This window comes from Gemmatimonadota bacterium (genome assembly GCA_041390125.1).
Lineage (GTDB): Bacteria > Gemmatimonadota > Gemmatimonadetes > Longimicrobiales > Gaopeijiaceae > JAGQIF01.
This window is the reverse complement of sequence record JAWKQN010000007.1, coordinates 64,131-77,853: the sequence shown is the minus strand read 5'-3', so window position 1 is coordinate 77,853 and position 13,723 is coordinate 64,131. Positions and strand designations below refer to the sequence as shown.

The window sequence follows — 13,723 nt, the reverse complement described above, 5'->3', positions numbered from 1 at the left end:
GACGGCGCTTGCGAGTATATGCCTGCGTGGTTATATGGGCAACCAGCCCCGTCCACTGCCTTCCGGAGAGCCGCCGGCTTGACCACGACTGCCGCTTCCGCCGCGCGCTGGGCCAAGGTCATCGACCACACGCGCTGTATCGGGTGCCATGCCTGCTCGACCGCGTGCAAGTCCGAGAACCTGGTGCCCCTCTCCGTCAACCGAACGTACGTCAAGTACGTGGAGGTGGGCGAGTTCCCCCAGGCCCGCCGCGCCTTCCAGGTCACGCGCTGCAACCAGTGCGAGAACCCGCCCTGCGTGGCCGCGTGCCCCACGGCCGCCATGTTCCAGCGGCCCGATGGGATCGTCGACTTCGACAAGGCCGCGTGCATCGGCTGCAAGGCCTGCATCGCCGCCTGTCCCTACGACGCCATCTTCATCAACCCGGACGACCACTCCGCCGAGAAGTGCAACTTCTGCGCGCACCGTCTCGACGTGGGGCTGGAGCCCGCCTGCGTGGTCGTCTGTCCCACGCAGGCGATCCTCGTGGGGGACCTGGACGATCCGCTCTCCGAGGTCTCGCGCATCGTGCACCGGGATGCCGTCTCCGTCCGGCGTCCGGAGAAGGAGACCCGACCCAAGCTGTTCTACAAGGGTGCCACCCAGGCCACGCTCGATCCGCTGGCGGCCCGCCGCCCGGACGGGGGCCTCTATCTCTGGAGCGAGCAGCCCTCCGGACCGCACACCGTCGCCAGCGGTCACCCGCGCAAGGGACGCAGCGCCGCCGCGGCCCTGCTGGCCTACGACGTCGGGCACAGCGTGCCGTGGGACTGGCGCGTGAGCCTGTACACCTGGACCAAGTCGGTGGCCGCCGGCGCCTACCTGGTGCCGCTGGCCCTCGGCCTGGCCGGGGTGCTCGGGTGGACCTCCGACCTGTGGGGGTGGGGCGCGCCCGGTGTGGGGCTGGCCTTCCTGGGGCTGACGGGGCTGTTGCTCATCTGGGATCTCGAGCACCCGACGCGCTTCTGGTACCTGTTCGTCCGGCCCCAGCGGCGCAGCTGGCTCGTCCGGGGTGGCTTCATCATAGGCGGATACGCTGCGATGCTCTTGGCCCAGTTGGGCCTGGCCGTCACGGGTCGCAGCGGCGCGACGCCCTGGTTGGCGATCGCGGGCGTTCCGTTGGCCGTCCTCACGGCGGTCTATACGGCGTTCCTGTTCTCGCAGTCGCGCGGTCGCGACCTCTGGCAGAACCCGCTCCTCCCCGTGCACCTGCTGGCCCAGGCCGGGATGGCCGGCTCGGGCGTGCTGGCGCTGCTCGCTCCGGCCTTCGGAGCCTGGCCCCTTCCGGCCCTGCGCTGGGTCTTCCTCTGGAGCACGGCCGGGCATGTCCTGCTGGTCCTCAGCGAAGCGCTGGGCGCCGGCGCCACGGCCCACGCGCGCCTCGCGCACCACGAGCTGATCCGGGGCGCCTGGGCGGGCTGGTTCTGGGGCGGGCTGCTGCTCTCCCTGGTCGGCGTGCTGGCCCCCTGGTGGGGCGTGCCTTCCCTGGTGGCTGGGCTGGTGGGGCTGTTCCTCTTCGAGCACGCGTTCGTGCAGGCCGGGCAATCGGTGGCCCTGGCGTGAGCACCCTGCGCCTGTCGGGGCCGGAGGTTCGGCAGGTGGCGGCGCGGTTCCGGGCGCTGGCCGAACCCTCGCGCCTGGCGGTGCTGAACGGATTGATGGGCGGGGAACGCACCGTGTCGGAGCTGGTCGACGCCACCGGGCTGCGGCAGGCGAACGTCTCCAAGCATCTCCAGGTGCTGCACAGGGCGGGGTTCGTCGAGCGCCGGCGCGAGGGGCTCTGGGTGCGCTACCGCGTGGCCGACCCCGGGGTCGAGCGGCTCTGCGCCCTCATGTGCGAGCGCGTGCCCCCCGTGCGGCCGCGTCGCGCAGCCACGCGGGACGCCGCGTCGGAGCGCTGATCCGGCACCGCCCGCTCAGGCGTTGCGGTCTCCCTCGCCCGCCTCGCCGCGGCTCGGACGCTCCTCGCCGACGCCATCCCGCTCGCCGCGCGCGCGGCGGCTTCCGTACGGTTCGAGGCGTTCGAAGTCGTCCGTCGGCACCAGCGCCCGGAGGGCGGCGGCGAGCTCCGGCGGCGGCGGCTTCAAACGGCGCGCGTCGAGGTCCATCCATCCTCCCTCCACCTCGATGCGCGCGGCGACCCTTCCGTCGCCCCGCCGGATCTCGTGGCGCAGCCGGAAGCGCGACGCGTCCTCCGACGCACCCGCGACCTTGAGGTCGTACTCCAGCCGATCCCCCGCGGCGACTTCCTTGAGATAGCGATTCTGCTCCAGCAGGATCACCGGCCCGATGCGCAGAGCCTCGAAGCGGGCCGCGTCGAACCCGGCGCTCGCCAACCACGACATCCGCACGTGGGTGCCGTAGTCCGCGTACGCCGTGTGTCGCACGTGCTGGTTGGGATCGAGATCGGCCCAGCGCACGTCGAAGCCCAGGTGCCATTCGCCCATGGTGCCCTACCCGCGCGCGGAGAGGAGCCGCACGACACCGAAGGCCAGGAGGGCCAGCCCGAACGCCGCCCCCGCCCCCACCCATCGGCCACGGACGGACAACCGACCGAGCGTGGCGAGCGCGATCACCGCGCCCAGCCCGGTCCCGACCATCACGCCCCCCAGCGCGTCGGCGATGCGATCGACGCCCATGCCACTCGCGAGGAGCCGCCCGCCCACGAGGCCACCGGTGAAGAAGCCGGCGAGGAGCATCGCGAACACATACGCGGCGCCGGCCACGCCGGCGCTCACGACAGCAACGCCCAGGTGACGAGCAGACGCTCGCCGTCCCGCCAGCGGATCCAGCCGGTGGGAGCGATCCGGTCGGCGAGGCCGTCGGTCGTGACCTGCAGCCAGTCCCCGCGCATCGCGAGCGGACGGAGCGGCAGGACCGCTTCCGCCAACACCGCCGCGTGGTCCAGCGGCTTCAGGCGCACGGGATTGGAGACACCGTCGAGCGCCTCGACGGCGTAGACCTCCAGCAGGAACTCGGACCAGGGCCGGAAGCGGATCCGGTCCCGCGCCACCCAGGCCGTGCGGCCGTCCAGCCCGTTGACCACGACCTCGACGAAGTCGCGTCGCACCGTGTGGGCGCGGAAGAGCAGGAGGTCGTAGTCGAGCTTGAGGGTCTCGGGCACCAGCCAGGGCGGTGCCGTGGCGATGTCCACATACCAGGGGCCCTGCTCGAACGTGATGCTGTCCACCGCGCTGGTGACGTCCGGCAGCGCGTCGAACTCCGGCTCGGCGAAGAAGTAGAGCGGCTCACCGATCCGCGCCTCCACCTGGACCATCCCCACGCCGATGGCGTCCTGGGCGACCAGCGGAGCCACCCAGGCGCAGCACGCCAGGACACCCGTCATCAACCGCATCACGGTCCCTCCCTCCCGGTGGAGAAACGACGAAGGGGCCGTCCCGATGCCTCGGAACGGCCCCGACGTTCGATCCAGCGCCGAAGCGTCAGACCTTGGTGACGTTCTCCGCGGCCGGGCCCTTGGTGCCCTGGACCATGTCGAACTCCACCTTGTCACCTTCGCTCAGCGAGCGGAAGCCGTCGGCCTTGATCGCCGAGTGATGGACGAAGCAATCCTTGCCGCCGCCCTCGACGGTGATGAAGCCGAAGCCCTTCTCGTCGTTGAACCACTTCACGGTGCCCTTGGTACGCATCTTCCTGTTTCCCTGGTGTTCGTCGCTCGAGTGCGGAAGATCCCGTACCCACAGGCGACTCACCAATACTTGCGTGGCACGCCACGCGGAGTTCAGTGGGTCGTCCGTACAAGTAAAAAGCGGAAGGCCCAGGCCTTCAGGCATTCCGCCTCAGCATGTTCGTAGCAGCCCACACCGCCGCACCTTGCGACAGTGCTTCAAGGATGAACGGCCTCCTGAAAGGCGTCAAGGGGGCCGGAAGTCAGGTTTTGCGCCCCTCCATCGGCCGGATCGGCGGGCCCGTCTGGAGGTCCTTCCGGCGCCCTACCGGATGGTCGGACCACCCGTCCGGTCGTCCAGCACGAAGCGGGTCCGCCCCGGCATCTCGACGGCGGGAAGCGTGGTCTGGTCCACGACCTCGTCGCGCCCGATCCGGCCATTCTCGGCCAGCAGGAAGGCGACCAGCGCGTAGACCTGGTCGGGCGTGAGGCTGCCCGGCGCCGTCTGGGGCATCGACCGCCGGATGTAGTCGTAAAGCGTTGTCGCGTAAGGCCAGAATTCGCCGATTCCCCGAGCCCGGAAGGCCTCCTCCGGCGTCCCCCGCACCACCAGGGCGGGGTTGATGGTCTGCCCTTCGGCGGCCAGGCCGTGGCAGGAGGCGCAGAGCTGCTGGTAGAGCCGCGCGCCCTCCGCGGCGGTCCCCCGGCCCGGAGGGAGGCCGCTCCCGTCGGGGCCCACGTCCAGGTCCCAGGCCGCGATCAGTGCGTCGGGCGCGTCGGAGCCGAGTCCCCAGTGGGTGGGCAGCGTCTCCGACGCGGCCAGGGGCGTCGTCGAGGAGGCGGCGGCTCCCGCCGTGCCGAGGCCGGGGGCACCGCCCGCGCCGTCGCCGGCGCAGGCGACGCTCGCGACCGCCAGGACCAGCGCGCCGCCGGCGCAGCTGCGGCCGTTCACGCCCACGGCTCCTCGCGGTACAGCACCTGCCCGTCCGGCTCGACGACCCAGGCCGTGATCGGGTTGAGGTGGTAGGACGTGCGGGCGCTGCGCGCCTCCAGGAGCTGCGCGCGGGTCGGCTGCACGTAGCCTGTCTCGTCCGTGGCGCGGCTGGCGATCTCGGTGCGCGCACCGTCCCAGTGCCACATGAAGCGGAAGCGCGTATGCGCCTTCGAGAAGACCGGCTCCTGCAGGTCCGCGCGCTGCCACTCTTCCCCGCCGTCCAGGCTCACGTCCACACCCGTGATGCGCCCGCGCCCGCTCCAGGCGATCCCGCGGATCTCGTTCCACCCGGGTCGGAGCCGCTGCGGCCACGACGGGGTGGTGATGATCGAGCGCGCGTCCATCACGAAGGAGAACTGCCGGACCGTGCCGTCGCCCAGCGGATCGCTGTACCGGGATGTCTCCTCGCGCGCCATCAGCGGCCCGTCCGTGAGCTCCAGGCGGCGCAGCCACTTCACGTTGGTGTTGCCTTCCCAGCCCGGCAGGAACAGGCGGGCCGGGTACCCCTGCTCGGGACGCAGCGGCTCCCCGTTCTGCCCGTAGGCGATGAAGGCGTCGTCCCAGGCCTTCTCCATGGGGATGCTGCGCGCCATCAGCGCGGCGTCCTGTCCTTCGGCGATCATCCAGGTGGCCTCGGGACGCACGCCCACCTCGTTCAGCAGCGTCGACAGCGGCACGCCCGTCCACTCGCTGGTGCTCGTCAGCCCGCACACGCGTTGGGCCGGCGTCTCGGGGCCCGCCCGGGTGGGGAAGTTGCCCGAGCACTCCAGGAAGTGGATGCGCGAGATGGACGGGTAGCGCAGCAGGTCGTCCAGCGTGAACACCATGGGGCGCTCCACCATCCCGTGGATCAGCAGCCGGTAGGCCGCGGGATCCACCAGGGCCACGCCCCCGTGATGCCGCTCGAAGTGCAGGTCCGACGGCGTGATGATGCCGTGCAGATCCTGGAGCGGTGTGCGCGAGGACGTGGGACTGGGGTCGCGCACGGGGCGGACGAACGGGGAGCGCTCCCCCACCTCGTTGGGAAGCCGTCCCAGCACGGCGGACGGATCGGGCGGAACCTGGGGCGGTCCCGCCTGCGCGGGCGGCAGCGCCGAAGCGGTGCCCTCGAGCGCAGCGCCACCCAGCACGGAGGCGCCGAGCGCCCCTGCCGCGCCGGCGAGCAGGGCGCGTCGCGACAGGGGCTTCGGATCCTCCGGCGGTGCGCTCATTCGAATGTGTAGGCGGCGGCCAGGGTCAGGTTGGGGATGTCCGAGACGCCCACCCACAGCTCGGCGGAGATCAGGCCGAAGTCGAGCCCTCCGCCCAGGTTGAGGCCGAGCTCGTTGCTGGAGGCGTCCCGGGCGCCCGGAACGTCGGGATCGAAGAAGTAGAGGGACAGGCCGCCGAGCGCAAACGGACGGAAGTTCTCGTCGATGTCGAAGTACCAGTGGCCGTTGGTGCTGATGCGCACGGCGGTGAAGTCCACGGACCCTTCCTCGCCGAACGAGGCATCCACGCTGGGGACGATCCGCAACTCGGGCACGTCGTCCACCTCGATCTCGCCGTGGGCGCCGAAGAAGAAGCCGTCGGGGTCGAGGGTCAGACCGCCCCGCACCCCCCAGTGGACGTCCTGCGCAGCCGCCGGGGCCACGAACGTCGACGCCGCCACCATCCACCCCACCCACACGCTCGCTCTGCGGTCCATGATCCTCGCTGTCCCCTGTCCGGCCTCCGCGCGGACGCGCGCCCGCGCCCCCACCTTCGTCGACGTCCGGAGGCCGGGGCGGAGGCCAGCGGGTCCGGTCCGGACGGACGACCCGCCGTGCTACCCCGCAGGAGGTCCGGGAGCGCCATCGTCGCGACGCGGCACCGACGCGCGGGGGCGCGCCCCGGCGCGCGTCGACCCCGATCGATCCGCGGGTCAGAAGGGAGAGGAGGCTCCCGAGCCGGGACCCCGGCCGTCGCGCGGCGGCTCCCCGTTCCGCCGCCGGTCGTCTCCGTCCCGGCGGCTGCGATCCGAGCGCTTGCGCGCCTCCTCCAGCATCTCCTGGAAGCCCGGCTGTTGTTCGGGCTGCAGGACGTCCTCGATGGCGAGGTTCATCGAGTCGAGGGCCGCAGACAGCTGCGGGCGGATGCTCTCCATCACCTCACGGCTGCGCCGGCGCTGGGCCTGCACGATGCTGTCGATCTGCTCCACCTGGGTCGCGCTGAGCCCGAGCCGCTCCTCCATCTCGTCGAGGAACCGGTTGGAGGAGCGTCCGGAAGAGGACCGCTGCCGGCGTCCGGGCTCCGGATCGCCCTCTCGTTCCGCACGCTCCGTGCGCACCTCGGCCTCCGGCGTGCGCGACTCCATCCAACGCACGGTCGCGGCGCCGCTGAGCCCGCCGGCCACGAACACGGAGACGATCAACGCCGCCGGGCCCCACCATCCGCGTGAGCGTGTCACCGAGGCTCTCCGAACTCACCGATGAGCGCCACCATCGTGGGTGCCTCGCCGGTCACGAGCCAATCCGCCATGTCCGGCATCAAGGCGTCTGCGGGATGCGCCACCGCCGCCTCCGCCTCGCCGCCGGGCACACCCAGCGCGAACAGCGTGAGCGAAGCGGCCGCCGCCACGAGCCCGGCCGCGGCCATGCCGCGGCGTCGCCAGCGCTCCAGCGCGCCGCCCAGCGACCACGCGCTCGCCGACTGACGCCGCGCCAGCTCGGGTGCGGCGGCCTGCACGATGCGCTGCACCGTGCGCTCCCAGCGCTCGGGGTCGCCCGCGGGATCGAGGCGGTCGTACCTGGTCGGGCCGATGTGCCCGACAACCGGATCGCGTTCCTTCTTCATTCGTTCCTCTCCCCTCGGGAGGATGCGCGCCGCGTCGGCGGCGCAAGGTCCGCGAGCAGCACCTTCAGCCGCTTGCGAGCCGCATGCAGGTGGAAGCGGGAGGCGCCGTCCGAGATCCCGAGCCGGCTTCCGATCTCCGCGTGCTTCCAGCCCTCGTGGTCGTGCAGGACGAGCACGGAGCGCTGCATGTCGGTCAACACGTCGAGCGCGCCGGTGGTCCGCTCCCGGATCTCCGTCCGCTCCATGTCCGCGTCCGGCAGCGCACCGCCGGCGTGCGTCTCTCCGCTGAGCTCCTCGGTACGGCGGACCCGCTCGTACTTCCGCACGTTGTGGGCCCGGTTGCGCACGATCGTCAGCAGCCAGGCCCTGAAGCGCTCGGGCTCGCGGCAGTCCTCGAGGCGCTCCAACGCACGCACGAAGGCGTCCTGGCAGACGTCCTCGGCGTCCTGTTCGCTCTCCACGAGGGGGCGGGCCACGGCGAAGGCCACCGCCAGATGGCGGCGCACCAGGGCACCGAACGCGACGCCGTCCCCACCCTGGGCGCGTTGGACCAGCTCGGCGTCCGTGGCGCCGTCCGGGCCGTCGGCCCGCGCTCGGGAGAGGGCGTCGTCGCTCACGATGCCCGGGATCGCCCTCGCACCCTCGACACGAGCCACCCGGATCTCCAGGACATGGCGGACTTGCTCTCCATGGAACAGGACCGCTTGCCTACCCCGGGCGTTAGCGATCGTGGGATCGGCCGTCGGATCTCCCGGCCCTGGTCCGGGGCCCGTCGGGCCGTCAGGGAGAGTGCGGGTCGGCCGGGGCCGACGCCACCGGCGCCGCCCGGGCCCTTGACCCGAACAAATGCCGAAGCGATGATGGTTCCAAGGCGGATCCGGCCGCTGCGGTCGGACCGGGTGGAGCGGAAATGCCGATCCCCGCTCCCCCGGCCGCCCCGCCTCAGCCGATCGGCACCACCAGCGCCACCTGGTGTGTCCAGACGGTCGCCGACTGCAGGGTCAGCGGCCCGGACGGCGCCGGGAGGATGCTGATGGCGCCGTCGCTGGCGGCCGTCGCCCGCGGCACGTCCGAGAACCCCCACACGTCGGCGATCCCCGGGCGGCCCGTGCCCGTCGTGGCCAACCCGGTGTACCGCAGCCGGACGTCCGTCACCCGGACGTCGACGCTCCAGGTGGGTGTCCACTCCATCCAGCTCTCCTGCTGCGTGCGCACCGTCGCCCGCAACCGATCCACCTGCTCCAGATCGTAGGCGATGGCGCGCGCCTCCACGCCGGCCTGCACGGTCGCGCGGCGCCACGCGAGCTGGACGCCGGAGCGTAACCGGACGTTGAGGAAGTCGAACTGGTTGTCGATGGTGCGCTCGCCGGCCCGCACCACCTGCCCGCCCACGGTGGTCGTGTCGGTGGCGGCTTCCTGCCACGTCCGGGCCGAGATGGGCTCGAGGACGGCCTCGACGCCGAACTCGAGCGGGCCCGACCTCCGGGCCAGGCCGGCGCCGAGGTCGAAGGCCCAGGACCGTCCCGGATCGCGGGGGATGTTCTGGATCTCGTAGTCGGGCAGCTTGGGGTGCTCGCGCCGGTTGGCCGTGACCACCCATCCCACCCGCCAGCCCTCCGCGTCCAGGGGGCGGGCGTAGCGCACGTGGGCACCCCAGGTGCGCGTCACGTCCTCGTTGACCTCCTCGCGGATCCGGGGCTCCACCACGACCGGGTTGGCGGGTACGCTGTCCGGGGGCAGGGTGGGCACCTGCCAGTCCACGTACGTCACCCGGTGGGTCATGTCCACCCGGTTGTGCAACGCCACCGCCTCGAGCACGGCCCCGTCGGGGCGCTCCCAGAGCAGGCCTGCGCGCAGGTCCCACACGGTGCCGCTGGGGTCGATGCGCTGGCTTCCGGCATAGAGATGCTCCACCCCCGCCATCCACCCCAGGTCCGCCATCGATGCCGAGACGCCCCACGCCGCCGAGCGGCCCTCGAGGGCCCGCGCCACCTGCGCGTGCGCGTGGACGTTGCGCGCCGAGCGCTCGCCCAGGGTCGGACCGATCGGAAGCTGGGTGACGAACCGGCACTGGTCGCAGTCGGCGAAGAACGGCACGGGGAACCCGCCGTCGCCATCGGCACCGGTGAGCTCCTGCAGCGCCAGCCAGCCCCCTCCCGACCACCGGCTGCCCCGGAAGAAGGCCCCGAGCGGGAGGGACGTCCCCGAGCCTTGCGACCCGACGCGGAACGGATCGGAGATCCGGTAGTGCACCGGCGCCGTGAAGAACATCCCGTGCGCCAGCCGGACGCTGGCGGCCGGATTCGAGAACGGAGCGCCCGTCGTGTCCTCCAGCGCCAGGCCCAGCCCACCCATCCCCAGACGGTCCGAGGGCGTCAGCAGGAAGGGATCGCCCGTCGCCACGGGCACGGTGCGGATGGGGATGAGCTGGGCGGGCGCCGCGCGCGGGACGGCCGCAGCCAGGAAGACGACGAGGTACCACACAGCCGAACGACGAACGTCCATGGGAACGACCTCCGCAGCGGGACCCGACACCGAGGAGAACGACCCGGGTCGGCCGGCTGTGACGAGAGGCGGGGATGCGTCAGGTGTCGTGACGGGCGCCACGGCGGCGGAGGCCGCTGCCGCGACACACGGGCAGGCTGGGAGGGCGGACGGCGTTGTCCCCCAACACGATGGCCGCCGGGACGGCCTCCAGGGCCAAGCCGGCACGGATCCGGCGAGCGGGCGTGACCATGCTTCCCTCGATCCTCACGGCCGTGTGGGCCGACGATTCCGGTCAGGACCTGGTCGAGTACGCCGTGCTCGTGCTGATCCTGCTGATGGCGGTCGGCGCGACGATCCTGCTTTTCCGCGACCGGATCGGCGCTCTCTTCCAGACGTCCGCGGACGGCCTCGCCGACCTGCGTAGCTGACGACGTACGCACCGCCGTTCATGCGTCTCCAGCGCACCGCGTAGCCGCATCCGGCGCAACGTGCGCGGGTGGTCGGCGCGGACGCGGAACGACGGCTTCAAGGCCGCATCGGCCACAGGTCGATGACGCGCGCCTTCAGGGAAAACCCTACGGGTCTTTCGTGCAGGGGGCGCGCACCCCTATCATTCGACATTCCCTACAACTCGAAACACACCCCCGTGAGGTGGCGCATGCCCCGACCCCCGGGTGCCCTGGTCGTGCGTTGGCGCGACATGGCGGCAGAGGGTAAGTCCTATGCCGAGATCTCTCGGCGTTTCCCCAAGTATTCAGCGGACCAGGTCCGTCATTACTGCCTCGGCAACAGCGGCGCGTCCCTTCCCGGTCCCCGGCAGGAGCCCGGGCGGTGGGGCGGCCACAACGTCTGGCTGCAAGGCGAGAAGTCCCCGCACGCGGAGATGAGCAAGGCCCAGGCCTTGCGCGTCCTCAACGACTGGGACGAGAAGAAGGACGCCTGGCGGCGCTCCGGCGCGGAGTGGGCGGAGAAGCTGGGTGTATCGCCCAGCACCATCCACATGCTGCGCCGTGGCGAGACGTGGAAGCACCTGGAGCATCCCAACCAGGGCCGCAAGCCGAAGCGGAAGTCGGCGGGCAAGGCGGAGGAATCCAAGGCAGCCGCGCCGAGGCGCGCGCGCAAGGCGACCCGCAAGAAGAGCGGCGCCGCTCGCAAGCAGACGAGCAAGGCGTCCAAGCGGAGCACGTCGACCCGCAAGACATCCACGCGGGCCAAATCCAGCCGCGGGAAGCGTCGCTAGCTCTGCGGTTGCGTGGTGTCGGCGCGGGCGTCTACGCGTCCGCGCCGACGTCGACCAGTCCCTCCCGCACCGCCACGAGGGCCGCCTGCGTGCGGTCACTCACGCCGAGCTTGGCCAGCACCGCGCTCACGTAGCCTTTGACGGTGCCGACGCTCAGGAAGAGCGTCTTGGCGATCGCCTTGTTGCTCATCCCCGACGCGATGAGCTTGAGCACGTCCCGTTCGCGTTCGGTGAGCTCCTCCAACGGGGACGTCCGTACGGGCGCGGTCAGGTGGTGCACCAGCATCTGCTGCGCGTCCGGGTGCAGCGTCGTGCGCCCTTCGTGCGCGGCGCGGATGGCGGCGGTCAGGTCGTCGCGGCCGACGTCCTTCAGCAGGTAGCCCACGGCGCCCAGGCCCAGGGCCTCCCGCACCTTGGCCTCTTCGATGTACGTGGTCAGCACGATCACGCGAGCCCGGGTGCCCGCGGCTCTCAACTGCCGCATGGCCTCCAGGCCGTCCATCTTGGGCATCACCAGGTCCATCAGGACCACGTCCGGCTGTAGCTCCACGACGCGCTCGAGGGCCTCGGCGCCCGTTCGGGCATGACCCACCAGCTCGATGTCGGGCGCCTCCTCCGACAGGAACAGGCCCAGTCCTTCGCGCACCACGGCGTGGTCGTCCGCGATCACCACCCGGATCGTGCTCATCGTTCGTCTCCCTCCTCGGCGGGGCGGACCGGCACGGCAGCACGGATGCACGTGCCCCCCTGCGGTCCACCCGTGATCTCCAGGGTCCCCCCGAACTCGCCCACACGCTCGCGCATGTTGCGCAGGCCGTGGCCTCCGTCTCCATCGCCTGCGATCCGTGGGCGCAGCGCGTCCTCCGGGATGCCGCTGCCGTCATCCACCACGAGAAGGATCACCTCCCCGCCGCGGACGGTCACGCGCACCTCCACGCTCGACGGCTGCGCGTGGCGCAGCGCGTTGCTGACCGCTTCCTGTGCCACGCGGTACAGCGCCCGCTCGAGCGAATACGCCTGCGGTCGGTACCCGTCCGTGTCCAGCAGCAGCTCGATGCCGGGGCCCGTGACCTGACTCACTCCGGCGCGCAGGGCCGCCACGAGCCCGCCCTCGCGGAGCAACGCGGAGCCGAAGCGGGCGCGGTCGTGCTCCGGGGGCGGGGGCGGGGGCTCAGCCGGCTTGAGCTCGCTCAGGAGCGCGCGCATCTCGCCGAGCGCGGCCCTGCTCAGCTCCAGCATGCGTGCGGTGCGCCGCTCGCCTTCGGCCGCGTCCCGCTTCCAGGCGGTGCTGAGCGACTCCGCGATCATGACCGTGCCGAACAGCAGCTGGGTGACCGAGTCATGCAGGTCGCGCGCGAGCCGCTGCCGCTCCTCGAGCACGGCCAGGTCGCGGGCCTGTTGATGCAGCCGGGCGTTCACGATGGCCACGGCGAGCTGACCGGCCACGATCGAGAGGCTCTCCACGTCCGCCTCGGTGAAGGGCTCACCTCCCTCGACATTGAGCACGCCCACGACAGCGTCTCCGATGACGATGGGAATGGCCAACTCGGCCACGATTCCCACGGATCCCGGCGTGTGCACCCATCGTGGATCCGCCTCGACGTCGTTGACGAGGATCGCCCGGCGCTCGCGCGCGGCCGCGCCCATGATGCCCGTGGTGATCGGCTGACGGTACACGCGCTGGAGCAACGCCTTGTAGCTCCCTCCCACGTGCCGGATGGCCAGCACCGGCGGATCTCCGGGTTCCAGCGTGGGGATGGCCACGTTGGGATAGCCGAGCACCTCGTGGATGGCGTCGGCCGCGTTCTGCAGGATGTCTTCGAGGTCGAGATCGGTGGTGATGATCTGCCCCACGCGCGTGAGCAGGGTCATCGCCTCGCTCCGCTCCTGCTCGCGCTGATAGCGCCGGGCGTTGTCGATGGCGATGCCCGCATGGCGGGCGAACACGCCCAGCGCGTCCAGGTCGTCCCGCTGGAAGGGTGCCGAACGCAGCGTGCCCTCCTCGTCCGGAAGGGGGCGACGGCCGATCCCGATGAAGCCGATCATCCGGTCCCGCCACCGGATGGGGAAGCCGAGCACGGCGTTCTGGGCGTGGTAGCGGCGCGAAGGGACGTTCAGGTCCGCGTAGCGGTCCAGGAGGATGGGCTCGCCCGTGGCGAGCACCTGACCCGCCATCCCCACCCCCGGCGGATGGAGCGCGCCCAGCTCTTCGATGGGCATGTTGTAGATCGCTTCCGTGCGGACCACGCCCAGGGCCTCGTCCACCAGACCGATGGCGCCGTCGTCGGCACCGATGAGCTCACAGGCGTGCCGCAGGATCCGGTGCAGCAGCGGGTCCAGGTCCAGCTCGCTGCTGATGGACTCCACGAAGGCCCGCAACGTCTCCTGCTCGCGCAGGAGATCGTCGATGCTCTTCTGGGTGGCGGGTCCTGCGGGCACCGTCATGCCGGATCCGTGCGCATCTGGTCCTCCGCGTGTGGCGCAACGCGGGAGCGCGGGCGGCCCCGCCCCCCCGTCCCCA

At 71.7% G+C, this 13,723-nt stretch carries 17 protein-coding genes; 4 read left to right on the top strand and 13 right to left on the bottom strand.

Annotated features, from left to right (window positions below; genetic code table 11):
- Positions 1-78 precede the first annotated feature (78 nt).
- Positions 79-1,602: a 4Fe-4S dicluster domain-containing protein gene (locus R3E98_08345; GenBank protein MEZ4423403.1), complete on the top strand. Its 1,524-nt coding sequence runs from the start codon at positions 79-81 to the stop codon at positions 1,600-1,602.
- Positions 1,599-1,940, top strand: a complete 342-nt coding sequence (locus R3E98_08340; protein MEZ4423402.1) for a metalloregulator ArsR/SmtB family transcription factor — start codon at positions 1,599-1,601, stop codon at positions 1,938-1,940. Before R3E98_08345 ends, R3E98_08340 begins: the two co-directional genes overlap by 4 nt.
- A gap of 15 nt (positions 1,941-1,955) precedes the next feature.
- Here R3E98_08340 and R3E98_08335 read toward each other — a convergent pair whose 3' ends face one another.
- From R3E98_08335 to R3E98_08285, 11 genes are all read right to left on the bottom strand, one after another.
- On the bottom strand, positions 1,956-2,486 hold the full coding sequence (locus tag R3E98_08335) for a thioesterase family protein (protein ID MEZ4423401.1): 531 nt from the start codon (positions 2,484-2,486) through the stop codon (positions 1,956-1,958).
- A gap of 6 nt (positions 2,487-2,492) precedes the next feature.
- A complete protein-coding gene (locus R3E98_08330; protein MEZ4423400.1) occupies positions 2,493-2,777 on the bottom strand; it encodes a hypothetical protein in 285 nt (94 codons plus the stop codon).
- On the bottom strand, positions 2,774-3,394 hold the full coding sequence (locus R3E98_08325) for a hypothetical protein (protein ID MEZ4423399.1): 621 nt from the start codon (positions 3,392-3,394) through the stop codon (positions 2,774-2,776). The genes R3E98_08330 and R3E98_08325 overlap by 4 nt, the downstream gene beginning before the upstream one ends.
- A gap of 88 nt (positions 3,395-3,482) precedes the next feature.
- Entirely contained in the window at positions 3,483-3,689 is a 207-nt protein-coding gene (locus tag R3E98_08320; GenBank protein MEZ4423398.1) for a cold shock domain-containing protein, read from the bottom strand.
- Positions 3,690-3,992: 303 nt separating this feature from the next.
- Entirely contained in the window at positions 3,993-4,619 is a 627-nt protein-coding gene (locus tag R3E98_08315) for a cytochrome c (protein MEZ4423397.1), read from the bottom strand.
- A complete protein-coding gene (soxC, locus tag R3E98_08310) occupies positions 4,616-5,872 on the bottom strand; it encodes a sulfite dehydrogenase (protein MEZ4423396.1) in 1,257 nt (418 codons plus the stop codon). The genes R3E98_08315 and soxC overlap by 4 nt, the downstream gene beginning before the upstream one ends.
- Complete coding sequence (locus R3E98_08305) at positions 5,869-6,348, bottom strand: hypothetical protein (GenBank protein MEZ4423395.1); 480 nt, start codon at positions 6,346-6,348, stop codon at positions 5,869-5,871. Before R3E98_08305 ends, soxC begins: the two co-directional genes overlap by 4 nt.
- 216 nt (positions 6,349-6,564) lie before the next feature.
- Positions 6,565-7,089, bottom strand: coding sequence for a hypothetical protein (locus R3E98_08300; protein MEZ4423394.1), 525 nt, complete (start codon positions 7,087-7,089; stop codon positions 6,565-6,567).
- A complete protein-coding gene (locus R3E98_08295; GenBank protein MEZ4423393.1) occupies positions 7,086-7,475 on the bottom strand; it encodes a hypothetical protein in 390 nt (129 codons plus the stop codon). The genes R3E98_08300 and R3E98_08295 overlap by 4 nt, the downstream gene beginning before the upstream one ends.
- Positions 7,472-8,092, bottom strand: coding sequence for a sigma-70 family RNA polymerase sigma factor (locus R3E98_08290; GenBank protein ID MEZ4423392.1), 621 nt, complete (start codon positions 8,090-8,092; stop codon positions 7,472-7,474). Before R3E98_08290 ends, R3E98_08295 begins: the two co-directional genes overlap by 4 nt.
- A gap of 325 nt (positions 8,093-8,417) precedes the next feature.
- Positions 8,418-9,980 carry a hypothetical protein gene (locus R3E98_08285; GenBank protein MEZ4423391.1) on the bottom strand — a complete coding sequence of 521 codons (1,563 nt, stop codon included), beginning with the start codon at positions 9,978-9,980 and terminating at the stop codon, positions 8,418-8,420.
- Between the two features lie 224 nt (positions 9,981-10,204).
- Here R3E98_08285 and R3E98_08280 point away from each other — a divergent pair, with 224 nt between their 5' ends.
- Together R3E98_08280 and R3E98_08275 are read left to right on the top strand one after the other, a co-directional pair.
- Entirely contained in the window at positions 10,205-10,390 is a 186-nt protein-coding gene (locus R3E98_08280) for a hypothetical protein (GenBank protein ID MEZ4423390.1), read from the top strand.
- 230 nt (positions 10,391-10,620) lie between these two features.
- Positions 10,621-11,202, top strand: a complete 582-nt coding sequence (locus tag R3E98_08275; protein ID MEZ4423389.1) for a hypothetical protein — start codon at positions 10,621-10,623, stop codon at positions 11,200-11,202.
- Positions 11,203-11,233: 31 nt separating this feature from the next.
- Here R3E98_08275 and R3E98_08270 read toward each other — a convergent pair whose 3' ends face one another.
- Both R3E98_08270 and R3E98_08265 read right to left on the bottom strand, forming a co-directional pair.
- The gene (locus R3E98_08270) at positions 11,234-11,890 is read right to left on the bottom strand and encodes a response regulator transcription factor (protein MEZ4423388.1); all 657 of its coding nucleotides are present in this window, start codon (positions 11,888-11,890) and stop codon (positions 11,234-11,236) included.
- Positions 11,887-13,647, bottom strand: a complete 1,761-nt coding sequence (locus tag R3E98_08265; protein MEZ4423387.1) for a GAF domain-containing sensor histidine kinase — start codon at positions 13,645-13,647, stop codon at positions 11,887-11,889. Before R3E98_08265 ends, R3E98_08270 begins: the two co-directional genes overlap by 4 nt.
- Positions 13,648-13,723: the final 76 nt, after the last annotated feature.